We start from the raw sequence: 25,763 nt of genomic DNA on the forward strand, positions 1-25,763 counted from the left end.
AGCGGCGCGGCGGCCAGCACGATCCAGCCGCGTCTCACGACAGCTCGACCGAATAGATCTCATCGGGCCGCCAGCCGAGCCCGAGCGCGATCCGCCCCGCGACGAGCAGGACGATCACCGCGAGCGCGAGCCGCAGATATTCGGGCTTCACGCGCGCAGCGAACCGCGCGCCGATCTGCGCGCCAGCGACCGATCCGAGCAGCAGCAAGGCGGCGAGCACGATGTCGACGGCCTTGGTCGTCGTGGCATGCACCATCGTCGCCATCGCGGTGACGAACAGCGTCTGGAACAGCGAGGTGCCGACCACCACCTGCGTTGTCATGCCAAGTAGATAGAGCATCGCGGGTACGAGGATGAAACCGCCGCCGACGCCGAGCAGGATCGTCAGGATGCCGACGCCGAAACCAAGCAACAATGGCGCGAAGGGCGAGATGTAGAGCCCCGAACGGTAGAAGCGCGTCCGCATCGGCAGTGCCGCGACGAGCGGATGATGGCGGCGTTTACGCGGCTTGGGCGCCTCGCCGCTGCGCATCCGGCGGATCGCGCCCCACGATTCGGTCGCCATCATGCTGCCGATCGAGCCGAGCAGCAGGACGTAGACGATCGCGATCACCGTATCGATCTGGCCGCTCGCTTGCAGCAAGCGGAAGATCCAGCCGCCGAACACCGCGCCGACCAGCCCGCCCGCAACGAGGAAGCCCCCCATCTTGAAATCGACGCCCTTGCGCCGGACATGCGCGAACACCCCCGACACGCTCGCGCCGGTCACCTGGCTCGCGGCCGAGGCGGCGGCGACGGTCGGCGGGATGCCATAGACGATCAGCAGCGGCGTGGTGAGGAACCCGCCGCCGACGCCGAACATCCCCGACAACAGCCCGACGCCGCCGCCGAGCAGCACGATCACGAGCGCGTTTACCGAAAGATTGGCGATGGGCAGGTAGATGTCCATTGCCCACCAGCGTTAGCCGCTCAGGGAGCGTGCGCAAAGCACGGCGTGTCAGAAATCGCTGCCGAGCGTCAGCGCCGGGCCCGATCCCGGGCGCGCTCCTCCGGCAATGCGCTCGCGCCAGTCGAGCGCGAGCCGCACCGATTGCTTGCCGAGCGGCAGCGCGACGCCGAGCGACGGCCCGATGTCGAGCCGCGTCGCACCGCGCTGCGCACCGCCCCATACGCCCGCCCCGAGATCGAAGCGGACTTTGCCAAGGGTCGCGATCGGATGCGTGACGCGCGCCGCGCCATCGACATACGGCTCGGTCTGCGTGCGCCGGATGAGTCCTGCCTGCACATAGGTCTCGAAGCGGACGCCGGGTGAAACCGTCACCGGTCCAACCCCGCCGACCACGCCGACACCGGGCCCGCCTTGCCCGCCCGCCAGTGCGAAGCGGTGCTCGGCGACGACGCGCAGTGGCAGACGAGTCGGTTGCCATTCGACGCCGACCGAGGCTTCGCGCAACCCGCTGCCGAGTGGCGACGTCACGCGGCCGACAAGCGCGATGCGATGGTGTCGGTCGAGCGCATAGACCAGCCGAGCGCCGGCCTGCGATCCTCCGAGCTGTCCGCCAAGTGCGCCGGACGCGAGCCCTGACCCGCCGCGCGCGGCAAGCCAGGCACTGCCCGACCAGCGCGAGGGCGCATGCGTTGGCACCGCGCCAGCGGCACTGTCGGGCAGACCCGCAATCAGCGCCGTCGACCTGGGCTCGAGCGCGGCACCAGCTTGGCCGGCGGGGCTGGGCAGGGGGCGGTGGCTGAGGAGGCGATCTGCGGGCGGGGCATCGGCGCTCTTCGGCGGCTGGTTGGGACTTGGTCGGCGATAGGGGGCGAGCGACCGCGCTGCGATAGGATTGTGCGGTGCCCGGTATCGGGGCGCCCGATATCGGAGTGCCGGCACGCGTGTCGCGATGTGCGCACTCCGTCTCGCCGCGGGATGCGATCCCGGCATCGGCATCGGCATCACCGGCAGCGACGATCGTTTGATCCCGAGCGAGCGCGCGATCAGCGATGGCGCTGCGATCGGTGCGGGCTGCGGCCAGACCATCGCGAGCCGCGCCGCGATCCATCCGACCGCCAGGACGCCGAGAAAGCGCAGAGGACGCCCGCGTCCTTGAACGCTCAATGTTCGGAACCCGGCTCGGTCCGTTCTATTGCACCTGGAAAGACATGGCTGGTCTTGTCCCACCGCAGCGCGGTACCGCGCAACGATCGGACATACGCCGTCATGGCGCTCCGCGCCGCGAGCAGCGCGACATAGTTGCTGACCAGCGCGCGGGGCAGGGACCATAGCGCTTCGCGCCAGCCATAGGCGGCGCCGGTCGCGGCCGCGCGCCAGACGAGCCGCCAGGCCAACAACGCGCCGTTCAGGTGCAGCAGCGCCAGCATCGCCGCGGAGGGCGCCGCCGCCGCCCGTCCGGCGAGCGCGTGCGCCACCAACGCAACACCCCAGGCGATAAAAGCGGTATAGGCGACGAACAGCACCAGCACTGCGAGCGGTGCGCGCCGATCGCGCATCCGCATCCAATGGTCGCGCCAATCGAGCGCGCCCCCCCAGCCGATCCGGTCCCAGCCGGCCAGCGCGATGCCCGTCATCCACCGCGCCTTCTGCCGTACCGCGGTAGGTACCGTCGCCGGGAAATACGCGCGGACCGCAACGAGCTTGCCATCTGCGCGGACACGCGCGAGCACGCCGCGTCCGCCGAGCGTGGCGATCAGCAAGCCGAGTTCGTAATCCTCGACGATCGAGCCCGCGTCGAACGGCAAACCGTCGCGCGCGGCTGCGATCCGACCGAGCATCTGGCGTTCGATCGCGCAGCCGACCCCGGCGAGCGGAAGCCCGACCCCGAGCGCCTGGCGCACCACCATTTGCCGGCTGTGTGCGTCGGCGAATTCGTCGGCATAGTGCCCCGAGACGAGCGGCGCACCGCGATCGACCAACGGCAGCACCGGGAGCTGGACGACGGCATAGCGCCCGATCAGCGCATCGAAAACGCGCAGTTCGCCGGGGTGGACCAGATCCTCGGCGTCATGCAGCACGACCGCGGCGACGGGTACGCCGTCACGCGCTTCGTCGCGCTCGAGCGCGCGCCAAACGGCGTTGAGGCAATCGGCTTTGGTGGTCGGTCCGGGGCGGCTGTTGATGACCAGCCGTACGCGCGGATCACACGCCGCCACTGCTGCGACCGCGTCGATCGTCGCGCGGTCGTTTGGGTAGGTCCCGACATACAGGCGGTAATCCTCATGCTCGAACCGCGCGAGCGCGCTGCGCAGCATCGCGCCGATCACCGTCGACTCGTCCCACGCCGCAACGAACACCGCGATCCGGCGCGGCGGCGTTTGCCGATACGCATCGAGCGTCCGCGGCAAAGCGGGACGGCGGCGAGTCAGCGTGATCCAGATCCAGCCGATATCGATCGCTAGGTCGTCACAGCCGCCGACGAGGAAACCGATCGCCGCGAACACGACCGTTTCGCGCGCGATCGCATCGATCGCGAACATGACCCATCCTGCCCCCAAGACCGGCTCCCCCCGACGACCCTGGCCTTTCAGCCACCCCTCCCCGAGTCGTTCTTCGTGATTTTCCAACAAGTTCGTGGTTTAATCAAGGGGACCGCGCTATGACGGACCGTCGTTGTGCTCGCACGCCGCGTCGCCCTATAAGGCGATGCGAAGCGGCTTCGGGGGGAAGATGCGATGAAGCTGGGTTTCCGAATCGCCTTGCTCGCTTTGGTCTGCGTCCCGTTCGCCGCGTTCGGCGATGCGAGCCCGCAGGTCATCCTCGCCACCCCCGGTATCGGCGACGGCGCGATCGAGCGTTTTACCGCGCGCTTCAACCAGCCGATGGTGCCCTTGGGCGATCCGCGTGCGGCCGCGCCGTTCGACGTGACCTGCGCGGTTTCCGGGCAAGGGCGCTGGGTCGACCCACAAACCTTCGTCTATGATTTCGCGAGCGGCCTGCCCGGCGGCACGACGTGCAAATTCGCGCTGCGCAAGGGGCTCAAGAGCGTTTCAGGCTATGCCGCGACGGGGCAGAGCGAGTTCACCGTCGACGCCGGCGGGCCGGTCGCGCGCGCGATCCTGCCGGGTGGGGATTCGGACGAGATCGAGGAGGACCAGACCTTCCTCGTCGCGGCCAATCTGCCCGCCACCCCCGCCTCGGTCGCCGCCAACGCCTATTGCGCGATCAAGGGGATCGGCGAGAAGATCCCGGTCGACGTGCTCCCCGTCGATTTGCCCGGCAAGCTGCTTGGCGAGATGGGCACCGAGAATTGGAACGTCCGCAGTTTCCTCGAGAGCGGTGGCTTGCCCGCCGCGATCCCGGCACCGGCCGATCGCGCGAAGGCCTATGCCGGCGTCACCGCGCTGAAGTGCCGCCGCCCGCTGCCGCCCGGCGCCGATGTCGCCTTGGTGTGGGGTGCGAGCATCGCTGGCGCTGGTGGCAAGACCGCCGGCACTGACCAGCGCTTCGATTTCAGCGTCCGCAAACCCTTCACCGCGCGCTTCGAATGCTCGCGCGTCAACGCCGCCGCGGGTTGCAACCCGGTCGAGAAGGCGTGGGTGCGTTTCTCCGCGCCGGTGCCGAGCGAGCTTGCCAAGCAGGTCCGCATCGAGACCGCCGACGGCAAAGTGCTGACGCCGACGCTGTTCGACTCGAGCTCTGACACAGAGCGTGGCGATGCGAAGACCAAGGCGACGATTTCCGCGGTCGGCTTCAAGAGCCCGCTGCCGCAGGCGCAGACCGGCAAGGTCGTGCTGCCGGCGGGCGTCAAGGACGAGAGCGGTCGACCACTGTCGAACGCCGAGCGCTTCCCGCTCGCCGTGCGCTTCGATGCCGCCCCGCCGCTCGTCAAATTCGCCGCGTCGTTCGGCATTCTCGAATCGAAGCAGGGCGGCGTGCTGCCCGTCACCGTCCGCAACGTCGAGCCAGCGCTCCAGTGCACCAACGTCACGATCGGCGGGCAGGCGCTGCGCGTCGATGGCTCGGACGGCAAGATCGCGCAGTGGCTGCGCACCGTCGGCCATGCCGACGACGAGGCCAGTCACGAGGAAACGCGCGGCAAGGAGAAGGTGCGGATCAACGACACCGGTGCCAAGTCGATCCTCGCCGGCGAGGGTGCGCCGATGAAGATCGGCCTGCCCGGCAAGGGCAAGGATTTCGAAGTCGTCGGCCTGCCGCTCGGCGGCGGCAAGCCCGGTTTCTATGTCGTCGAACTCGCGAGCCCGGTGCTCGGCCAGGCATTGCTCGGGCGCAAGGCGCCGCGCTACGTCGCGACCGCCGCGCTCGTCACCAACATGAGCGTCCACTTCAAATGGGGTCGCGCGGCGAGTCTCGCCTGGGTCACCGCGCTCGACACCGGCAAGCCCGTCGCCGATGCCGAGGTGCACGTCACCGACAGCTGCACCGGCAAATTGCTCGCGCGCGGCATCACCGACAAGAATGGCGGGCTCAACGTGCCGCCAGGGCTGCCCGAGCCCGAAGCGTATGGCGGCTCGTGCGACGGCGGGTCGAGCCCGCTGATGGTCTCGGCGCGTGCCGGCGACGATTTCAGCTTCACGCTGACCGATTGGGGCAAGGGCATCCGCCCGTATGATTTCGACCTGCCCTATGGCTATTCGGCTCGCGGCGAGTTCCTCCACACCGTGTTCGACCGCGCGCTCGTCCGCCAGGGCGAGACGGTCCATATGAAGCACATCCTGCGCACTTCGGTGGCGAGCGGCTTCGGCTTTGCGCCGGGCGTGACGGGAACGCTGCGGCTGCAGCATCGCGGTTCGGACACGCAGTTCGACCTGCCGCTGACGATCGACGCGAACGGCATCGGCGAGAATGAATGGACCGCCCCCGCGGGCGCGCCGATGGGCGAGTACGACCTGTCGGTGATCGCGGACAACCGCACGATCGAGACCGGCCAGTCGTTCAAGGTCGACGAATACAAGCTGCCGACGATGCGCGCGACCGTGACCGGCCCGAAGGACGCCGCGATCCGCCCGATCAGCCTCGCGCTCGACCTGTTCGTCGGATATTTGTCGGGCGGCGGCGCATCGAACCTGCCGGTCGACATGCGAATCGGCTATTTCGCGCATGAGGGCACGCCCGACGGCTACGAAAGCTACAGCTTCGGCGGCAAGGCGATCGTCGAGGGCACCAAGCCGCTCAACGGCGATGGCGAGGAGGAGCAGGCAACGCTCCCGCCGACGCAGACGCTCCCCTCGACGCTCGGCGGCGACGGGACGGGCAAGCAGACGGTGTCGATCCCGCAGACGCTCGACGGCGTCACCGACATGCTCGTCGAGATGGACTATCAGGACGCCAATGGCGAAGTGCTGACCGCCTCGAAGCGGATCCCGATCTTCCCGAGCGCGGTGCAATTGGGCGTCAAGACCGACGGCTGGCTGATGAAGCAGGACGATCTGCGGCTGCGCTTCGTCGCGCTCGATACCGCGGGCAAGCCGCTCGCCAACCAGGCGATCTCGGTCGCGCTCTACAGCCGGCAGATCCTGACGGCGCGACGCCGGCTGATCGGCGGCTTCTATGCGTACGACAACCGCATGAAGACCGAGAAGCTCAGCCAGACCTGCAGCGCGACGACCGATGCGCAGGGGCTGGCGACGTGCAAGCTCGACCCCGGCATTTCGGGCGAAGTCTATGCGGTGGCGACGACCAAGGACGCCGCGGGCAACGAAGCGCGCGCGACGCAGAGCGTGTGGCTCGCCGGCAAGGACGATTGGTGGTTCGGCGGCGACAATGGCGACCGGATGGACGTCGTCCCCGAAAAGCTCGCCTACAAGGCCGGCGAGACCGCGCGTTTCCAGGTGCGCATGCCGTTCCGCCAGGCGACCGCGCTCGTCACCGTCGAGCGCGAGGGCGTGCTCGCGAGCTACGTCACCGAACTCAGCGGGGCGGACCCCGTGGTCGAGGTGAAGATGCCGGGCTCCTATGCGCCCGACGTGTTCGTCTCGGTGATGGTCGTGCGCGGCCGTACCGAGAGCGGGATCTGGAGCTGGCTCCACGGCCTCGCGCGTTCGGTCGGGCTCGCGAGCGATCCGCCCGAGGGGCAGGAGCCGACCGCGCTGGTCGATCTCGCCAAGCCGAGCTACCGCATCGGCATCGCAAAGGTGAAGGTCGGCTGGGAAGCGCACCAGCTCCAGGTCGCGGTCAAGGCCGACCGGGCACGCTACGCCGCGCGCGACGTCGCGCAGGTCGACGTCCAGGTGAACGGCCCCGACGGCAAGCCGGTCCGCACCGCCGACGTCGCCTTCGCTGCGGTCGACGAGGCGCTGCTCCAGCTCGCGCCCAACGACAGCTGGGACGTGCTGACCGCGGTGATGGGCGAGCGCCCGCTCGCCGTGCTCACCTCGACCGCGCAGACGCAGGTCGTAGGAAAACGCCATTACGGCAAGAAGGCGGTCGAGGCCGGCGGCGGCGGCGGTGGCGATTCGTCGGGGCTCAATCGCGAGAATTTCCAGCCGGTGATCCTGTGGAAGGGCCGCGTCGCGCTCGACCAGAATGGCCATGCGCGGATTCCGGTGACGCTGTCCGACGCGCTCTCCTCGTTCAAGCTGGTGGCGATCGCGACCGATGGGTCGCAGCTCTACGGCACCGGCATGGCGAGCGTGCGCACCGCGCAGGACCTGTCGATCTTCGCCGGCATCGCGCCTGTGGTGCGGACCGGCGATTTCTACGCCTCGAGCTTCACGCTGCGCAACGGCTCGGACAAGCCGATGACGGTGACGGCAAGCGTCGACCTCACCCCCGCGATCGCGCAGGGCAAGCCGCTGACGGTGACGATCCCGGCGGGCGGCGCGATGCCGGTCGCTTGGAATTTGACCGCGCCCGCCAATCTCGACGCGTTGCGCTGGCATGTCAGCGCGCGTTCGGCGGACGGCAAGGCGGTCGACCAGATCACCGTCAATCAGGCGGTGACGCCGCTCTACCCGCTCGAAGTGTGGGCGGGGACGCTCGCGCGCGTCGGCGGCGACACGACGATCCCGATCCAGCCGCCGATCGGGGCGATCGCGGGGCGTGGGACGGTCGATATCCGGCTCGACGATACGCTCGCGCCGCCGCTTGCCGGGGTGCGCGATTTCATGGCGCGCTACCCGTATAATTGCTTCGAACAGCAGCTGTCGCGCGCGGTGGCGCTCGGCGATGCGGCGCTGTGGCAAAGGCTCGCGAGCGACATCCCGGCGTATCAGGCCGATGACGGATTGCTGCGCTACTGGCCGTCGGGCAGCCTGACGGGCTCCGAGGCGCTCACCGCCTATGTGCTAGCGATGACGTCGGAGGCCGGCCTGCCGATCCCAGAGGGGCCGCGCGCGAAGATGATCGAGGGGCTGAAAGCCGTGCTCGACGGGCGCTTGCGCCACGAGGAGTATGGCGATGTCCGGCTCCAGCGCGTCTATGCCTTCAACGCGCTCGCACGGGCCGGAGCAGCGACGCCGGCGATGCTCGGGCAGTTGAGCATGATCCCGAAGGAAATGCCGACCGCCTTGCTCGCCGATTATCTCGTCGCGCTCGATCATGTGCCGGGGCTCGCCAACGCCAATGCGCTGAAGGCGGCGGGAGAGGCGCAGTTGCGGACCCGGCTCGTCTATGAGGGCACGCGGCTCGATCTGTCGGACAGCAGCAACCAGCCGTGGTGGCTGATGTCGTCGGGCGACGAAGCCTCGATCAAGACGGTAATCGCGACGCTCGGCCGGCCCGGCTGGCAGGACGAGGCGGCCAAGATGATGGTCGGCGTCGCGCTGCGCCAGTCGCACGGCCGCTGGGACACGACCACCGCCAACGCCTGGGGCACGATCGCGGCGCGCAAGTTCGCGGCGCTCTATCCGGCAAGCGCGATCGTCGGGAATACGACGCTGGGCCTGGGCGCGCAGACGATCAGCAAGGCCTGGCCGTTGGCGACGACCGCGCGGACGGCGACCTTCCAGCTGCCGGCTGTGCTCACCCCGCTCAAACTGTCGCAATCGAGCGGTGGCGCGGGGCCGTGGGCGAACGTCTCGATCTCGGCCGCAGTGCCGCTGACCAGGCCGCTGTTCGCTGGCTATGAGATGCAGCGCAACGTCGAGGTTGTGCAGGCGCGCACCAAGGGCGTGCTGACGCGCGGCGACGTCGTCAAGGTGACGATCACCGTCAAGGCGAGCGCCGAGCGCAACTGGGTGGTGATCAACGATCCGATCCCGGCGGGCGCGACGATCATCGGCGATCTCGGCGGACAGTCGCAGATGCTTGCCGGGCAGGCGCAGGCCGGGCCGGGCGCCAAGTTCCAGGCGCGCGATGCCGATGGCAAGCTTTGGGACGTGCAGGTCGGCGTGGTTCCCGCCTATGTCGAGAAGCGCAACGATGCGTGGCGCGCCTATTATGGCTGGGTGCCGCGCGGGGCGTTCAGCGCGTCGTACATGCTGCGGCTGAACGGGGCAGGGCGCTTCAACCTGCCGCCGAGCCGGGTCGAGGCGATGTATTCGCCCGCGATCCGCGCACAGCTGCCGCTCGCGCCGGTGACGGTGCTGCAGCGCTGATCCCATCTTCCTTCTTCTTTCCTTCCCTTCCCCGGCGGAGGCCGGGGCCCAGTAGCGGGCCGTTGCGTTGATCGAGTACAGCACCCTCCTGCGCCGTGCGTCGCTCCTGGGCCCCGGGCTGCGCCGGGGAAGCGAACGCGTTTGGGCGGGGTTCAAGACCCGCACCGGCGCGATCGTCACCGCGCTGGCCGTCGCGCTCCTCGCCTTCGTAGCGATTGACTACGCCACGCTCCCCCCGCCGCTGCCCGGCTATGCGCAGGTCCGCGTCGCGTGGTGCCCGTCCGAGGCGTGGCTCTACGATCGCAACGGCGTGCTGATCGACAGCGCGCGCGTCAATTTCGCGGCGCGGCGGCTTGCCTGGACGCCGCTGCCGCAGGTTTCCGCCGTCACGCGCGAAACGATCGTCGGCGTCGAGGACCGCCGCTTCTTCCATCATGGCGGGGTCGATTGGCTCGCCTTGCTCGGCGTCGCGCGCGACCGCGCGCAGGGCACGCGCGCGCGCGGCGCGAGCACGCTGTCGATGCAGGTCGCCGGCTTTCTCGCGCCCGATCTGGCCGTGCCGGGGCAGCGCCATTTGTGGGACAAGCTCCGCCAGATGCGCGCCGCCTGGGCGCTCGAATCGCATTGGTCGAAGGACGAGATCCTCGAGGCCTATCTCAACCTCGCCGGGTTCCGCGGCGAGGCGCAGGGGATCGGCGCGGCGGCGCTCGGGCTGTTCGGCAAGACCCCCGACGCCCTCGCGCGCGACGATGCACTGCTGCTCGCCGCGCTCCTCCCCGATCCGCAGGCCGACCCCGCGAGCATCGCGCGGCGCGCCTGCGCGGTCAGCCACGAGCGCGATTGCGCGCGCTTTGCGGGCGAGGCGGCGTCGATGCTCGGCCCAGCGCGCAGCCTGCAGCTCGATCCTGGCCTCGCGCCGCATCTCTCCGACCGTTTGCTGACCAAGCCCGGGCTCAAGGTCACCACCACGCTCGACCGGCGCATTCAGAGCCTCGCGATCGTCGCGCTCAAACGCCAGTTGCAGGGCCTCGGCGGCGCGCGCGCGCGTGACGGCGCGGCGGTGGTGATCGACAATGCAAGCGGCGACGTGCTGGCCTATGTCGGCGGGATCGGCGGCGCCTCGACCGCGCCCGCGGTCGACGGCGCGAACAGCTATCGCCAGGCCGGATCGACGCTCAAACCCTTCCTCTACGCTGAGGCGATCGAGAAGGGCTATCTCACCCCCGCCTCGATCCTCGACGATTCGCCGGTCCAGCTCGACACCGCCTCGGGGCTGTATGTGCCGCAGAATTACGACCGCGGCTTCAAGGGGCCGGTGTCGGCACGCGCGGCGCTGGCGGGGTCGCTCAACGTACCCGCGGTGCGCACTTTGCTGCTCGTCGGGGTCGACGCGTTTCGCGATCGGTTGTGGGACACGGGGTATCGCGGGCTGGTCGAGGATGGTGATTATTACGGCTTCTCGCTCGCGCTCGGCTCGGCCGAAGTCACGCTGCTCGAACAGGCCGCTGCCTATCGCAGCCTGGAGCAGGCCGGCCGCTGGTCGCCGCTGCGGCTGACGCTCGATGCGCCCCGCGAGTCGCCGCACGCCATCACGACACCGCAGGCGGCGTGGCTCGTCGCCGACATGATGGCCGATTCGAATGCCCGCGCGGTGACCTTCGGGCTCGATTCGGCGCTGCACCTGCCCTTCTGGGCGGCGGTGAAGACGGGGACGAGCAAGGCGCTGCGCGACAATTGGTGCATCGGCTTCACCCGAGAATATACGGTCGCGGTGTGGGTCGGCAATCTCGAGGGCGATTCGATGCGCGCGGTTTCGGGGGTCAGCGGTGCGGCGCCGGTGTGGCGCGACATCATGCTCGCGCTCAACGCCGAGACGCGCAGCACCCCACCGCCGCGCCCGACGGGGATCGAAGCGCGCGCGATAACCTTCGCGAATGCGATCGAACAACCGCGCACCGAATATTTCCTCGCCGGAACGGGCCAGTCGCAGATCGCCGTCGCGCCCGCCGAATCGCGCCGCCCGCGGATCACCAACCCGGTGTCGGGCAGCGTCTATGCGATCGATCCCGACATTCCGCCCAACCGGCAGCGGCTTTCGGTCGACGTGTCGGGGGCGGTGACGGCGCATCGGCTGTGGCTCGACAAGACCGATCTCGGCGCCGCCGATTCGCAGCCGCAGATCATCGCTGGACCGGGGCTCCACCGGCTGCGGTTGACCGATGTCGCCGGGCGCGTGGTCGATCAGGTGCTCTTCACGATCCGCTGAAAAAACGACGGCCGCCCCCTTTCGGAGACGGCCGCCGCCCGTGACGAACAGTCTTAGCGGTAGAAGCCGCGGATCACCTGGACGACATAGCCGCGACGCGTGTCGACGAGGATCACGTCGTTATAGTGCCGCACCCATTGCTGGCCAAAGCCGGCGCGCGGCAGGCGATAGCGCCACGGATCGGCGATGATGTAGCGCCCGCCATAATACGCCGGTGCGATGCGCAGGCCCGGACGGAACGCGGTGTAGCGGAACGGGGCGTTCCAATTGCCGCGGGCATAATAGTTCGGGTTGCGGTCGCGCCAGCCACGCCAGTCGTCACGACCCCAGGCGCGGTCGCGATCGCGCAGATCCTCGCGATATTCCTGGCGCGCGTCGCGCACGTCCTCGCGCTGATCGCGAATGTCACGGCGGTCGCCGCGCATCCGCGCATCCTGCAGGTCGCGCTGTTCCTGGCGGATGTCGCGACGGTCGCGCCGCAGCTCTTCGTTCGACTGCGCGCTTGCCGCGACGGGAACCAAGGTCGCCGCCATCAAAGCGGTGAAAATGAGTTTACGCACTGTATCCTCCATATTCCGGCGGGCCAAAGAAAGGCCGGGCCATGGAGCGTGTTCTGGCAGCGCGCGACTGAACGGAATGCGAATGCGCTTGTCAGCAATCCGTCAGGAAGCGACGTGCCGGTTACGGCGTATCGCGACCGCCACCGGTGTTGCTCTGGCCGCCCTGGCCACCGCCGACCGCGCCAACGGTGCCGATATTGCCGAACAGTTCATCGAAGAAGCTGCGCTTCTTGCCGAGCGTCGGCGTGGTCTTGCCCGACGGGCTGATCGACGCCACTTGCTCGACGCCCGATTTGCGCACCGCGGTGACATTGCCCTTCTCGTCGAAGCTGATGCGCAGCGTCGTCTGCTCGCGGACCTTGGGGTTGTTGTACGCGAAATTGCGCGTCTCGCGCGACACGTAATACCAGTCGCCCTGGTTGAATTCGGAAGTGAAGCTCGGCTTGCCGAGCGTCGCGAGCACCGACTGGCGGTTGTCGGTGCCGGCCTGGACCGAGTTCACGAGATCGGCATCGATGACATAGCCCTGGTGCGACTTGAGCGGCACGCAGGCGCTCGCCCCGAACACGCACGATGCGAGGAGGGCGGCAGCCGTCAACTGGCGGACGGACTTAAGGCTCATCGACACTCTCCAAGGCACCAAAGCTGGCCACGACGCATTGCACCCGCGGACACGAAGCCTCAATATGCCGGGAAAGGCGACCAAACAAGGGCGCGAAGGGACACGAGAGATTTGGGCTGGTTTTCGAAGCTGCTGGGGCGGACGCCCGACGATACCGCGATGCTGCTCTATGATCGGGTGATCGCGCTGGCACGCGCGCCGCATTGGTATGAATCGGGCGGTGTTCCCGACACGCTCGACGGCCGGTTCGACATGGTCGCGGCGGTGCTGTCGCTCGTGCTGCTGCGGCTCGAGGACGTTCCAGAGGCAGGCCCGGCAAGCGCGCGGCTGACCGAGCGCTTCGTCACCGATATGGACGGGCAATTGCGCGAAAGCGGGGTCGGCGACATCGGCGTCGGCAAGCATATCGGCAAGATGATGGGGATGCTCGGCGGGCGGCTCGGCGCGTATCGCGACGGGCTGGCGGCGGGCGACCTCCACCCGGCGCTCGCGCGGAACCTGTACCGCAGCGGCCTGCCCGATGCCGCCGCGATTGCCCATACCGAGGCCGCCTTGTTCGCGCTGCGCGACGCGCTGGCGGCACGACCGACCGAGTCGGTGATCGCAGGAGATATTGCATGAGCACCCCCGAATTTTCGCGGCTGGAGCGGATCGACACGATCGGCGAGGGCGAGCGCAGCATCGCGATCACCGCGAGCGAGGCCGAGCGCGCCGCGCTGGCAGCGCGATTCGGTCTGGTGTCGGTCGACCGGCTCGAGGCGACGTTTCGGGTCAAGCGCGATGCGGCGGGGATCGTCGCGCGCGGCGCGGTCAGCGCGGCGGTCGTCCAGGCGTGTTCGGTGACCGACGAGCCCTTGCCGCAAAGCGTGTCGGAGGATGTCGCGTTGCGCTTCGTCACCGAACAGGAGGCCGCCGCCGAGGAGGAGATCGAGCTCGATCTCGATGCGCTCGATACGATGCCGTATGATGGCGCGGCGATCGACCTCGGCGAAGCGGCGGCGGAAACGATGGCGCTCGCGCTCGATCCGTTCCCGCGCGGGCCCAATGCCGCGGCGGCGTTGCGCGCAGCGGGCGTGATCAGCGAGGAAGAGGCCAAGCCCGCGGGTGCGCTGGCGGGGTTGAAGGGCTTGTTCGGGAAGGTGTGAGGCTCAGTCCTCGTCGGGTCCGAGCGTCGGATCGAGATCGCGCGGGCGGACGAAGCGCGTCAGCCGTCCGCTCCCGCCAGCAAGCGTCGCCCATTCGCCCGCGAAGCTGATCTCGGCGATCGTCGCGGTCGGATATTTCGCCTCGAGCGCGACGCGCAACGGTTCGTCTGAATCGGGAACGAGCAGCATCGCGAGATCCTCGAGCCCGGGATTGTGCCCGACGAGCAGGAGGTGCACCGCCTCGGCGGGCGCTTCGTGGATGATATCGAGCAAGGTCACTGCCGAGGCGAGGTAGATGCGCCGGTCAAAATGGGGCGCGAGCGTGCGGCCATAGCTGCTCTCGACCTGTTCGAGCGTCTCGACGACGCGCACCGCCGGCGAGGCGACGACATGGTCGAACACGCCGGCGGCATTGCGCAGATGGCCACCGATCAGCGCCGCCGCACGCTTGCCCTTGGCGTTGAGCCCGCGATCGTAATCGCGCAAAGCGGGATCGTCCCAGCCCGATTTGGCGTGGCGGAGCAGCGTCAGCGTCTTGGTGCCGGCGGTCATGCTAAAGTCTCCGTCAGGCGGGTTCGCGCGCCTCATGCCCCGTTTGCACGGCGGAGGGAAGCGCTCCCGCACGCGCGACCGCTTCGTCGAGCGTGCAGCGCGTAATCTTCACCCCCGGCGGGAAGGCGGTGAGCAGGCGCGACGGCATCGCCGCGGAAAGCAGGACGAACAGCCCGTGGTCGTCGGCGCGGCGGATCAGCCGGCCGAACGCCTGCGCCATGCGCGCGCGGACGATCCGGTCGTCATAGCGGCTGCCGCCTCCGGCGAGCCGCCGAGCGGCGTGAAGCACGGTCGGCTTGGGCCACGGCACGCCCTCGAGCACGACGAGCCGCAGCGAGCGGCCGGGCACGTCGACCCCGTCGCGCAAGGCATCGGTGCCGAGCAGCGAGGCGGCGGGATCGTCGCGGAAGATGTCGACCAGGGTGCCGGTGTCGATCGGGTCGACATGCTGCGCATAGAGCGGCAGCCCCTCGCGGGCGAGGCGGTCGGCGATGCGGGCATGGACTCCGCGCAGCCGCCGGATCGCGGTGAACAGTCCGAGCATCCCGCCGCCGCTCGCGACGCCGAGCTTGGCATAAGCGTTGGCGAGCGCGCCCATGTCGCCGCGCTTGACGTCGGTGACGATCAGCACCTCGGCCTGGTCGGCATAATTGAACGGCGATGTCGCGGCGAAGCGGCTCGCGCCGCGCAACAGATGGTTGGCGCCGGTGCGCGACTCGGCGACGCCCCAGCCTTCCTCGCCATCGGTCCCGCCGCCGCGCAGCGTCGCCGAGGTGACGAGCACGCCGTGCGCTTGCTTGAGTACGGTTTCGGCGAAGGGCCGCGTCGGGTCGAGCCAGTGGCGGTGGAGGCCGATATCGTATTCGCGCCCCTCGACTCGGTCGACCGCGAGCCAGTCGACGAAATCGGGCGAAGCTGGCCCGCCGATCCGGGCAAGCAGCGACAGCCATGCCGCGACCGTCTCGGCGCGCCAGCCGAGCGAGGCGACAGCGCCTTCGATCCGCGCGCGCGCCTGGCCGTCCATCCAGTCGGGCCCTTCCTCGAGCACCGCCTCGAGCCGGCGTCCGAGCGCGACGAGTGGCCGGACGAGCGCATCGAGCGCATGCGCGGCGGGACCCGCGGCTTCAACCAGGCCGGGGTCGGGCTCAGCGAGTTCGGTCTCGAGCGCATAGCCCGCATCGCCTTCTGCCTCGGCGCGCGCGTAGGTCAGTCCGCGGACGGCCGCGAGCAGCGTCTCGATCGGGCCGAACGGCGCGCCTTCGCCGATCCGCTGGAGCCAGCCGTCGCTCGCCAGGCCCTGCGCCGCCACCACCGCATCGGCGATCGCGCGTGCGCCGCCCTCGTCATAGCTGGCCACGTCGGAGAGGCGTGCGGCAAGCCCGCGCCGCCGCCCGCGTCCGCCCGATTCGGGGCCGAGCACCCAGCGGCGGAGTTCGATCGTCTCGGAGCCCGTCAGCGCGGTCGAGAACATCGCATCGGCGGCATCGAACAAATGATGGCCCTCGTCGAACACGTAGCGCGTCGGACGCGTCGTCGATTCGCGGCCGCGCGCGGCATTGACCATCACCAGCGCATGGTTGGCGATGACCAGATCGGCGTCGGCGCTGGCGCGCGCGGCCTTTTCGATGAAGCACTTCCGGTAATGCGGGCAGCCGGCATAGACGCACTCGCCGCGCCGGTCGGTCAGCGCGGTCGCGCCATTGCGACGGAACAGCGTGGGGAGCCAGCCGGGTAGATCGCCACCGACCATGTCGCCATCGGCACTATACGCCGCCCAGCGCGCGACGAGCTGCGCGAGGATCGCGGCGCGGCCGGCGAAACCGCCCTGCAGCGCATCTTCGAGATTGAGCAGGCAGAGGTAATTCTCGCGCCCCTTGCGCGTGACGACTTTCGCGCGGCGCGTCGCGGCGTCGGGGAAGAGGCGCGCGCTTTCATGGCCCAACTGGCGTTGCAGCGCCTTGGTGAAGGTCGACACCCACACTGCGCCATCGGCCTTCTCGGCCCAGAGCGAGGCGGGGGCGAGATAGCCGAGCGTCTTGCCGATCCCGGTGCCGGCCTCCGCAAGCACCATGTTGGGTGCGCCGTGCGCCATGCGCGGGGCGAACGCCTCGCGTGCCGCCTGGGCGTAAGCGCGTTGGCCCGAGCGTTGCTCGGCGGCACTCCCGGTGAGGCGCGCGAGCCGCGCCTGGGTCTCGTCGGCATCGAGCGTGACGGTGCGCGGCTGTGGGCGCGGTGCGCCTTCGGACCATTCGCCGAGTTTCGAGAACAGCCAGCGTTCGGCGACGTCGGGGGTCTTGAGCCGTTGCGCAAGGATCGGCGCCCAGGTCCAGCGCAGTTTGAACAGCGATTGCGCCGCGGTCCATGCGCCCTCGCGCTCGGGCCAGTCGGTGCCGGGCTCGGTCATGCCGAGCAGCGCCACCGCGGCGTCACGCAGGAAGGCGGCGATCTCACCGTCCTCGCTCGGAGCTTCCAGCCCTGCAACGCGCGCTAAGCCGCGCGGCGTCGGCACCATGAAGCGCGCGGGGCACAGGAAGGCGAACAGTTCGAGCAGGTCGAGCCCCGACAGGTCGGCATAGCCGAGCCGCTGCCCGATCAACGCTGTGTTGAGCAGGATGACGGGGGTATCGGCGGCAATGCGGATCGCCTCGCCGCGTCCGATCGGTCGCGTGCCTTCGGCATCGGCGATCCAGATGCCGCTGTGGCTCGCATGGAGCGCGGGATAGGGGAGCGCGGTCACGCTGGGTATATCGCGTGGCGGGAACGGAATGGCAACGTTGGAGGGGTGGGTTTGCCGGGTTTATACCCTTCCCTATGCCGCTTCCCCGGCGAAGGCCGGGGCCAGGAGCGAAGGTCGCAGTCTTCGTGCGCAACGCCCGCTTGCAATCGTGCCACGACTGGGCCCCGGCCTTCGCCGGGGAAGCGCTCTGTGGAAGCACCGTTGAGCGCTATAGGATGCCCCGTCCGTCGATCGTCAGGTCCGGCATGGTCGCACTGGTCACCTCGCCCTCGAGCTGCACCGTGCGCCGCGCGGCGAAGCCGTCCACTCCCGGCTCCCAGAACTGGTGCACCTCGGCGGTCGGCAAGGCCACGACCCAGTATTCGGGCACGCCCTGCGCTGCATACATCGCGCACTTCATGCCGAGATCGCGCGCAGCTGTGCTGTCCGCCACCTCGATGACGATCGCGAGGTCGTCGATCTCATAATAGCGCGAGTCCGTCCCGCCGATTGCGACGATGACATCGGGCTGCAACAGGCTGTGTTCCGACAGCGCGAGCGATGCTTCGCAAAACGCCTTATACGGCGAGCCCAACGCCGCTAGCGCACTCCGCAGACGATAGGTCAGGTCGTTCTTGATATGATTGTGCCGCCGGAATTCCGCGTTCATGACCTCGATCACCCCGTCGATCAATTCGACCTTGCCGTACGCGTCAAACACGCCCGCGCGATCGAGGATGGTAAAATCCTCGATGCGGAGCTTCAGGCGATGCGGCTCGGTCAGGGACGGCGGCATATTCATGGGCTAACCATAGCATTTGCGCTCGCGCGCCTAAAGCGTCAAACGCATGCGCATATGACCGACACAGCCCTCCGCACCGCCGCATTCGATTCCAAGGCCTGGCCGTATGAGGAAGCGCGCAAGCTGCTCAAGCGCTATCCCGATGGCAAGCCGGGCAACCAGCCCGTCATCTTCGAGACGGGCTATGGTCCCTCGGGCCTGCCGCATATCGGCACCTTCAACGAAGTGCTGCGCACGACCATGGTGCGCCACGCGTTCCAGACGCTGTCGGACGCGCCGACCCGGCTGATCGAGTTCAGCGATGACATGGACGGCCTGCGCAAGGTGCCCGACAACGTCCCCAACCAGGCGATGCTGACCGAGCATCTCGGCAAGCCGCTCAGCCGCATTCCCGATCCGTTCGAGAAGTTCGAGAGCTTCGCGGCACACAACAATGCGATGCTGCGCGACTTCCTCGATCGCTTCGGCTTCGAATATGAGTTCATCTCCTCGGCTTCGCAATATGAAGCGGGCGTGTTTGACGATGCGCTGAAGGGCGTGCTGCGCCATTACGCCGGGATCATGGGCGTGATGCTCCCCACGCTGCGCAAGGAGCGCGCCGCGACCTATTCGCCGATCCTGCCGATCAGCCCCAAGACCGGGGTGGTGCTCCAGGTCCCGGTCGAGGTGGTCAATGTCGAGGAGGGCACGATCCGCTTCACCGACAGCGACGGCGAGGTGCTCGTGCAATCGGTGCTCGGCGGCCAGGCCAAGCTGCAGTGGAAGGTCGACTGGGCGATGCGCTGGGTCGCGCTCGGCGTTGATTACGAGATGTACGGCAAGGATCTGATCGACAGCGGCGTGCAGTCGGGCAAGATCGCGCGCGTGCTCGGCGGTCGCCCGCCCGAGGGGCTGATCTACGAGATGTTCCTCGACGAAAAGGGCGAGAAGATCTCCAAGTCGAAGGGCAATGGCCTGACGCTCGAGCAGTGGCTCGATTACGGGACGCAGGAGAGCTTGTCGTTCTTCGCGTACCGCGAGCCCAAGAAGGCCAAGCAGCTCCATATCGGCGTCATCCCGCGCGCGGTGGATGATTATTTCCAGTTCCGCGCCAGCTACGCCGCGCAGCCGGTCGAGCAGAAGCTCGGCAATCCGGTGCACCACATCCATGACGGCGACGTGCCCGGGACCAACCCGCCGGTCACCTTCGGCCTGCTGCTCAACCTTGTCGGCGTGCTCGGCGCGGGCGCGACCGCCGAACAGGTCCACGGCTATCTCAGCAACTATGTCGAGGGCGCGATTACACACGAGCTCGACGCGCTGATCGGCCATGCGCTGGCGTACAACCGCGATTACGTCGCGCCGACGCTCCAGCGCCGCAAGCCCGAGGGGATCGAGGTCGCAGCGCTCGAACGGCTCGACCGTGAGCTCGCCGCGGTGCCGGCCGACAGCTCCGCGGTCGATCTGCAGAACATCGTCTATGCGATCGGCAACGAAGGCGGCTTCGAACCGCTGCGTGCCTGGTTCGGGGCCTTGTACGAGACGCTGCTCGGATCGAGCCAGGGGCCGCGGATGGGGAGCTTCATCGCGCTCTACGGGGTCGAGAATACGCGCAAACTGATCGCCGAGGCGCTCGCTCGCTAAGCGTACTTGCGGCCATGCGGGGTCGGCGCGGGGTCGGCGCGGGGTCGGCGCGGGCCGATCCCGCTGGTCTTTGTGCGGCGCGGCGATAGGGTAGCGCGATGACCAAGCGCAAAGCCTCTGCGCCGTTCCGCACCGTGCGGTCGGCGCTCCGCACCTTTCTGCATCAAGAGGCGGCGGGCGGGATTGTCTTGATGGCGACCGCGGCGCTGGCGCTGATCGTCGCCAATTCTCCGCTCGCTGCGCCCTATTTCGCGCTGCTCCACCATGCCACCGGCCCGACGCTGGCGCCGGCGATCGGCCCGATGACAGTCCATCTGTGGATCAATGACGGCCTGATGGCGGTGTTCTTCCTGCTCGTCGGGCTCGAGATCAAGCGCGAGCTGATCGACGGGCAATTGGCGAGCCCGGCGCGGCGGCGCTTGCCGATCATCGCGGCGGCGGCGGGGATGGCGGTGCCCGCCTTGGTCTATCTCGCGATCACCGGTGGCGCCGCGGACTTGCAGCCCGGCTGGGCGATCCCGGCGGCGACCGACATCGCCTTTGCGATCGGCGTGCTTGCCTTGCTCGGCAGCCGCGTGCCGCCCGCGCTGAAACTGTTTCTGACGACGGTCGCGATCGTCGACGATTGCGGCGCGGTCGCGATCATCGCGCTCGCCTACAGCCACGGCATCGACTGGATCGCGCTTGGCGGTGCGGTCGGCGTATTGCTGGTGATGTTCACCTTGAAGCAGCGCCGCGTATGGGCGCTGTGGCCATATCTGATCGGCTTTGCCGCGCTGTGGTGGCTGATCCTGCTGTCGGGCGTCCATGCGACGATCGCGGGTGTGCTCGCCGCGACGATGATCCCGATCACGCGCTCGCCCGGCGCGCCCGACGACGTATATTCGCCGCTCCACCGGCTCGAACATGCGCTGAGCCCGTGGGTGGCGTTCGGCATCGTGCCGTTGTTCGCGCTCGCCAATGCCGGTGTATCGCTTGGCGGCGTGAGTCTCGCCACGCTCGGCGATCCGCTCGTGCTCGGCATTGCGGGCGGGCTGTTCCTCGGCAAGCAAGCGGGAATCATGGGGGGCGTCGCGCTTGCCGAGCGGCTCGGGATCGCGCAGCGCCCCAAGGGGATGCGCTGGATCCAGCTCTACGGCGTCGCGTTGATCGCCGGGATCGGCTTCACGATGAGCTTGTTCATCGGCGGGCTCGGCTTCCCTGACAGCCCGCATTTGCAGGACGAAGTGAAGATCGGCGTGCTCGCAGGTTCGATCTTCTCGGCGATCGCGGGCTTTCTCATCCTGCGCTATTGGCCGGTACGGAGGACGCATGCGTAATTTCTTCTCGCTCGCGCAGCTTGGCCATGCGCCGGCGCGCGAACTGCACAATGGCGGCTTTACCGCTTATGCCGAGACACCGTCGCGCGCGCGGCGGATCGCGGAGGCGATCGGCGGGGCCGAGGCGCCGCGCGATCACGGCATGGCGGCGATCGCGGCAGTCCACACCCCCGACTATCTCGCTTTCCTGCGCGAAGCCCCCGCGCGCTGGGCGGCGGCGGGGCGGCCCGGCGACGCGATGGGCTATGTCTGGCCAATCGTCGGCCGACGCGCGCTCAAGCTCGATCGGATCGACGGGCAGATCGGGCGCTACAGTTTCGACGCCTCGACCCCGCTCACCGCGCAGACCTGGGATGCCGCCTATTGGAGCGCGCAAAGCGTGCTCGCCGCGACGCACGCGGTGCTCGACGGCGACCGCGCCGCCTTCGCCTTATGCCGGCCGCCGGGCCATCATGCCGGGGCGGATTATTATGGCGGCTATTGTTACCTCAACACCGCCGCGATCGCCGCGCAGGCGGCGCGCGATGCCGGGGCGCGACGCGTCGCGATCCTCGATATCGATTATCACCACGGCAACGGCACGCAGGACATTTTCTGGGAGCGCGGCGACGTGTTCTACGCGAGCATCCATGCCGATCCCGCGACCGACTATCCCTTCTATTGGGGCCATGCCGACGAGACCGGCGACGGCGACGGGCGCGGCGCGTCGCTCAACCTGCCGCTGCCGCACGGCACGACGCTCGACCCGTTCCGCCGCGCGCAAGGCGTGGCGCTCGATGCGATCACGCGATTCGCGCCCGATCTGCTCGTGCTGAGCTTCGGCGCGGACACGTGGGAGGGCGACCCGATCTCGCACTTCAAGCTGACGAGCGCGGATTATACGGTGCTCGCGCGCGACATTGCGGCATGTGGCTGGCCCTGCGTGATCGCGATGGAAGGGGGCTATGCGCTCGACGCGCTTGGTGCCAATGTCGGGAGCCTGCTTACCGGATTTTAGCCGCGATTGCCGGTGTCTTCTTGGGTCCACAGCGCGTAGGCTTGACATATGTTGGCCGAGTTCCGCGTTACGTTCTCCTTTCGGTCCGCCATTCGGGCGGTGGTGATCGGCTTGCTCGTTTTTGCGGCCTCCGCTGCGGCGATCCGCTTCACGCGCTTCGGCGGCGGACCCGCCTGCCTGTGGTTTGCCACCGCGATCCTGATCGTCGAACTGGTGGTGCGGTCGCCCCGCGCCTGGCTCTTGCCGGTGACGGCCGCGATGATCGGGGGCGTCGTTGCGACGGGGCAGTTCGGGATCGGCTATGGCTATGCGCCACTCGTCACCGCGTGCACGATCGGCGAAGCGATCCTCGCGGCATGGCTGTTGCGGCGCGGCCGCGGCAGCGGGGCCGATCTCGGATCGCTGCGCGGCGTCTTCCTGTTCATCGCGGTGGCGGGCGGGATCGCGCCCGCAGTCTCCGGGATCGGCGGTGCGGCGACGATCGCGCTGGCGACGCCGACGGGTTTCGCCAGCAACTGGCTGAGCTGGTATCTCGGCCACGCGCTCGGCAATCTCACGCTCGCACCGGTCGTGCTGCTCGCGCTCAATGGCGAGATGTTCGCCGGGATCGCGCGTATGCGCTTGGCACGCAAGCTCGAGGGCGCGGGGCTGATCCTGGTGACGATCGCGGTGACGCGGCTCGTCTTCGGGCAGGAGACGTTTCCGCTGCTGTTCGTGCCGCTCCTTCCGCTGATGATCGCGGCGTTCCGCTTCGGCCGGATCGGCGGCGCGATCACGATCGTGATCCTCGCGACGATCGGCGCGACGTTCACGATCGGCGGGAGCGGCCCGATCCGCATGATCAGCGGCGGCACGTACGAACGTGTGCTGTTCCTGCAATTCTATCTGGCGACCGCAGTCGTCATGACCTTGCTGATCGCGGCCGAGCTCAACCAGCGCAGGCGACTGGTGGTCGCGCTGCGCGCGAGCGAAGCGCGCTATCGCCTGATCACCGACAAATCGACCGATATCATTCTGACGCAGACCGTCGCGGGCGTGATCGATTATGCCTCCGCCTCGATCCTCCCGCTGGCGGGCTATGAACCGGCTGACCTGATCGGCATCGCGGCCGGAACGCTCGTGCAGTCCGAGGATCTGCCGATCGTGACCAAGACCATCCGCGACGCGCTCGCGAACCCGGCGGCGACCTTCATCGTCGAATATCGCGGGCGCAAGGCTGACGGGACGATGCTGTGGTGCGAAAGCCATACGCGCGCGATCACCGACGAGGATGGCAAGGTCGTCGGCACGGTGAGCGCGATTCGCGACATTTCGCGGCACAAACAGCTGCAGGCTGCGCTCGCGCAGGCGGCGCAGACCGATCCGCTGACGGGGATCGTCAATCGCCGCGCGTTCGACGTGGCGCTCGATCAGCGCCTCGCCGATGTCGCGGCGGGACGCGGGATCGGCGTGTGCGCGGTGCTCGATCTCGACTTCTTCAAGCGCGTCAACGATCGCCACGGCCATGATGCGGGCGACCGCGTGCTGTGCACCTTCGTCGATGTCGCCCGGCGCTCGCTGCGTGCCGAGGACTTGATCGCGCGGCTCGGCGGCGAGGAGTTCGCGCTGATCATCTGGAACGCCGACTTGGCAGAGGCGCATGCGATCTGCGAGCGTTTGCGGCGTAAGATCGCCGATCTGTCGGTCACGACCGGGTTCGGCGAGGATATCCGCTTCACCTTCAGCGGCGGGCTGGCACCGCTCCGCGCGGGGCGTTCGCGCCAGCATATCCTGCGGCATGCCGACGAGGCCTTGTACCGCGCGAAGAACGCCGGGCGGAACCGGCTCGAACTGTCGAGCTAAGCGCACAAACGAAAGGGGCGGCGCGACCCGGTCGCACCGCCCCTTGCTACGTGAGGTCGCCCTCGCGCTTCGCTTCAGAGCTTCTCGGTCAGCTCCGGCACCAGCTTGAAGAGATCGCCGACGAGGCCGAAATCGGCGACCTGGAAGATCGGCGCGTCTTCGTCCTTGTTGATCGCGACGATCACCTTCGAGTCCTTCATGCCGGCAAGATGCTGGATCGCACCCGAAATGCCGACCGCGACATAGACTTCGGGGGCAACGATCTTGCCCGTCTGGCCGACTTGATAGTCGTTCGGTGCATAGCCCGCATCGACCGCAGCGCGCGATGCGCCGACGCCCGCGCCGAGCTTGTCGGCGAGCGGATCGATCAAGGTGTGGAACTGCTCGCTCGAGCCAAGCGCACGACCGCCCGAGACGATGATCTTGGCCGAGGTCAGCTCGGGCCGCTCAGACGCTGCGATTTCCGAGCCGACATACGTCGATACGCCGGCGTCACCGGTGGTGTCGACCGCTTCGATCGTGCCCGAACCGCCTTCGGTGGCGACCTTCTCGAACGCGGTGCCGCGGACCGAGATGACCTTCTTCGCGTCCTTGGTCTGGACCGTTGCGATCGCGTTGCCGGCGTAGATCGGACGCGTGAAAGTGTCCTCGCTCTCGACCGACAGAATGTCCGAGATCTGCATCACGTCGAGCAGCGCTGCGACGCGCGGCGCGATGTTCTTGCCGTTGGTCGTCGCGGGCACGAGGAATGCGTCGTGCGATTCCATCAGCTTGGCGACGAGCGGCGCGACGTTCTCGGCGAGCGCATGCGCATAGGCCGCGTCGTCGGCGACATGGACCTTGCCGACGCCGGCGATCTTGGCGGCCGCCTCGGCGACTGCGCCGACGCCGTGACCCGCGACAAGCAGATGGACTTCACCGAGCTTGGAGGCTGCGGTGACGGTGGAGAGGGTGGCATCCTTTACGGACGTGCCATCATGTTCGACCCAGACGAGCGTCTTCACTTTGCGACTCCCATGGACTTGAGCTTGGCGACGAGTTCATCGACGTCGGCGACCTTGATGCCGGCCGAACGCTTGGCGGGCTCGACCACTTTCAGCGTGGTGAGGCGCGGCGACACGTCGACGCCGTAATCGGCGGCGGTCTTCTGTGCGAGCGGCTTCGACTTCGCCTTCATGATGTTGGGCAGCGAAGCGTAGCGCGGCTCGTTGAGGCGAAGGTCGACGGTGATGATCGCGGGGAGCTTCAGCGTCTCGGTCTCCGAGCCGCCATCGACTTCGCGCGTCACGGTGACGCTGTCGGCGCCGAGTTCGACCTTCGAGGCGAAGGTCGCCTGGCCGACGCCGAGCAGCCCTGCCAGCATCTGGCCGGTCTGGTTGTTGTCGTCGTCGATCGCCTGCTTGCCGAGGATGACCAGGTCGGGCTTTTCTTCCTCGACGATCTTGGCGAGGAGCTTGGCGACGCCGAGCGGCTCGACCTTGTCTTCCGTGACGATCAGGATCGCGCGGTCGGCGCCCATCGCGAGCGCGGTGCGCAGCGTTTCCTGCGCCTTCTGCTCGCCGATCGACACGACGACGATTTCCGTCACGCCCTTGTCCTTCAAGCGGATCGCTTCTTCGACCGCGATCTCGTCGAACGGGTTCATGCTCATCTTGACGTTGGCGAGGTCGACCCCGCTTCCGTCCGCCTTCACGCGGGGCTTCACGTTGTAATCAAGCACGCGCTTGACCGGCACCAGCACTCTCATCGGGATTCCTTCCAGGACAGTTTCTTGCTCGGCAGCATCTGGTGGTCAAATGGCGGTTTTGCGCG

Annotated in this window: 18 protein-coding genes; 8 read left to right on the forward strand and 10 right to left on the reverse strand. The window is 68.3% G+C overall.

Features of this window, described 5'->3' with window-relative positions:
• Positions 1-34: 34 nt before the first annotated feature.
• Genes IE187_RS12610 through IE187_RS12620 form a run of 3 tightly spaced genes read right to left on the reverse strand, consistent with a single transcriptional unit; the run spans position 35 to position 3,489 of the window.
• Positions 35-949 carry a sulfite exporter TauE/SafE family protein gene (locus IE187_RS12610; protein WP_133191192.1) on the reverse strand — a complete coding sequence of 305 codons (915 nt, stop codon included), beginning with the start codon at positions 947-949 and terminating at the stop codon, positions 35-37.
• A 48-nt stretch (positions 950-997) separates the two neighbouring features.
• The gene (locus tag IE187_RS21350; protein ID WP_229839390.1) at positions 998-2,113 is read right to left on the reverse strand and encodes a serine/threonine-protein kinase; all 1,116 of its coding nucleotides are present in this window, start codon (positions 2,111-2,113) and stop codon (positions 998-1,000) included.
• Positions 2,110-3,489, reverse strand: a complete 1,380-nt coding sequence (locus IE187_RS12620) for a glycosyl transferase family protein (protein ID WP_189676544.1) — start codon at positions 3,487-3,489, stop codon at positions 2,110-2,112. Before IE187_RS12620 ends, IE187_RS21350 begins: the two co-directional genes overlap by 4 nt.
• A 195-nt stretch (positions 3,490-3,684) precedes the next feature.
• Here IE187_RS12620 and IE187_RS12625 point away from each other — a divergent pair, with 195 nt between their 5' ends.
• Together IE187_RS12625 and pbpC are read left to right on the forward strand one after the other, a co-directional pair.
• Positions 3,685-9,507 (forward strand): alpha-2-macroglobulin family protein, encoded by a 5,823-nt coding sequence (locus tag IE187_RS12625; protein ID WP_189676545.1) that lies wholly within the window; start codon positions 3,685-3,687, stop codon positions 9,505-9,507.
• A gap of 172 nt (positions 9,508-9,679) precedes the next feature.
• A complete protein-coding gene (pbpC, locus tag IE187_RS12630) occupies positions 9,680-11,773 on the forward strand; it encodes a penicillin-binding protein 1C (RefSeq protein ID WP_189676666.1) in 2,094 nt (697 codons plus the stop codon).
• Between the two features lie 53 nt (positions 11,774-11,826).
• Here pbpC and IE187_RS12635 read toward each other — a convergent pair whose 3' ends face one another.
• Complete coding sequence (locus IE187_RS12635; RefSeq protein ID WP_189676546.1) at positions 11,827-12,333, reverse strand: RcnB family protein; 507 nt, start codon at positions 12,331-12,333, stop codon at positions 11,827-11,829.
• A 121-nt stretch (positions 12,334-12,454) separates the two neighbouring features.
• Positions 12,455-12,955: an outer membrane protein assembly factor BamE gene (locus IE187_RS12640; RefSeq protein ID WP_133191182.1), complete on the reverse strand. Its 501-nt coding sequence runs from the start codon at positions 12,953-12,955 to the stop codon at positions 12,455-12,457.
• A 111-nt stretch (positions 12,956-13,066) separates the two neighbouring features.
• On the opposite strand from IE187_RS12640, the gene IE187_RS12645 reads away from it, so the two are divergent.
• Together IE187_RS12645 and IE187_RS12650 are read left to right on the forward strand one after the other, a co-directional pair.
• Positions 13,067-13,576 carry a ubiquinol-cytochrome C chaperone family protein gene (locus IE187_RS12645; RefSeq protein WP_416194478.1) on the forward strand — a complete coding sequence of 170 codons (510 nt, stop codon included), beginning with the start codon at positions 13,067-13,069 and terminating at the stop codon, positions 13,574-13,576.
• Positions 13,573-14,100, forward strand: a complete 528-nt coding sequence (locus IE187_RS12650) for a YceD family protein (protein WP_133191180.1) — start codon at positions 13,573-13,575, stop codon at positions 14,098-14,100. The genes IE187_RS12645 and IE187_RS12650 overlap by 4 nt, the downstream gene beginning before the upstream one ends.
• 3 nt (positions 14,101-14,103) lie before the next feature.
• On the opposite strand, the gene IE187_RS12655 is transcribed toward IE187_RS12650, so the two are convergent.
• The 3 genes from IE187_RS12655 to IE187_RS12665 form a co-directional block, all read right to left on the reverse strand.
• Complete coding sequence (locus tag IE187_RS12655) at positions 14,104-14,652, reverse strand: SixA phosphatase family protein (protein ID WP_189676547.1); 549 nt, start codon at positions 14,650-14,652, stop codon at positions 14,104-14,106.
• Positions 14,653-14,665: 13 nt separating this feature from the next.
• The gene (locus tag IE187_RS12660) at positions 14,666-17,389 is read right to left on the reverse strand and encodes an ATP-dependent DNA helicase (protein ID WP_189676548.1); all 2,724 of its coding nucleotides are present in this window, start codon (positions 17,387-17,389) and stop codon (positions 14,666-14,668) included.
• A 208-nt stretch (positions 17,390-17,597) separates the two neighbouring features.
• The gene (locus IE187_RS12665; protein WP_189676549.1) at positions 17,598-18,170 is read right to left on the reverse strand and encodes a Uma2 family endonuclease; all 573 of its coding nucleotides are present in this window, start codon (positions 18,168-18,170) and stop codon (positions 17,598-17,600) included.
• 54 nt (positions 18,171-18,224) lie between these two features.
• Here IE187_RS12665 and IE187_RS12670 point away from each other — a divergent pair, with 54 nt between their 5' ends.
• From IE187_RS12670 to IE187_RS12685, 4 genes are all read left to right on the forward strand, one after another.
• Complete coding sequence (locus IE187_RS12670) at positions 18,225-19,793, forward strand: lysine--tRNA ligase (protein ID WP_189676550.1); 1,569 nt, start codon at positions 18,225-18,227, stop codon at positions 19,791-19,793.
• 98 nt (positions 19,794-19,891) lie between these two features.
• Positions 19,892-21,112: a Na+/H+ antiporter NhaA gene (gene nhaA / locus IE187_RS12675; RefSeq protein ID WP_189676551.1), complete on the forward strand. Its 1,221-nt coding sequence runs from the start codon at positions 19,892-19,894 to the stop codon at positions 21,110-21,112.
• Positions 21,105-22,109 (forward strand): histone deacetylase family protein, encoded by a 1,005-nt coding sequence (locus tag IE187_RS12680; RefSeq protein WP_189676552.1) that lies wholly within the window; start codon positions 21,105-21,107, stop codon positions 22,107-22,109. Before nhaA ends, IE187_RS12680 begins: the two co-directional genes overlap by 8 nt.
• A gap of 48 nt (positions 22,110-22,157) precedes the next feature.
• A complete protein-coding gene (locus IE187_RS12685; RefSeq protein ID WP_189676553.1) occupies positions 22,158-23,951 on the forward strand; it encodes a sensor domain-containing diguanylate cyclase in 1,794 nt (597 codons plus the stop codon).
• 74 nt (positions 23,952-24,025) lie between these two features.
• Here IE187_RS12685 and IE187_RS12690 read toward each other — a convergent pair whose 3' ends face one another.
• Both IE187_RS12690 and IE187_RS12695 read right to left on the reverse strand, forming a co-directional pair.
• Entirely contained in the window at positions 24,026-24,955 is a 930-nt protein-coding gene (locus IE187_RS12690) for an electron transfer flavoprotein subunit alpha/FixB family protein (RefSeq protein ID WP_133191164.1), read from the reverse strand.
• On the reverse strand, positions 24,952-25,698 hold the full coding sequence (locus tag IE187_RS12695) for an electron transfer flavoprotein subunit beta/FixA family protein (RefSeq protein ID WP_189676554.1): 747 nt from the start codon (positions 25,696-25,698) through the stop codon (positions 24,952-24,954). Before IE187_RS12695 ends, IE187_RS12690 begins: the two co-directional genes overlap by 4 nt.
• Positions 25,699-25,763 lie beyond the last annotated feature (65 nt).

The sequence above is a fragment of the Sphingomonas glacialis genome, assembly GCF_014653575.1.
GTDB lineage: Bacteria > Pseudomonadota > Alphaproteobacteria > Sphingomonadales > Sphingomonadaceae > Sphingomonas > Sphingomonas glacialis.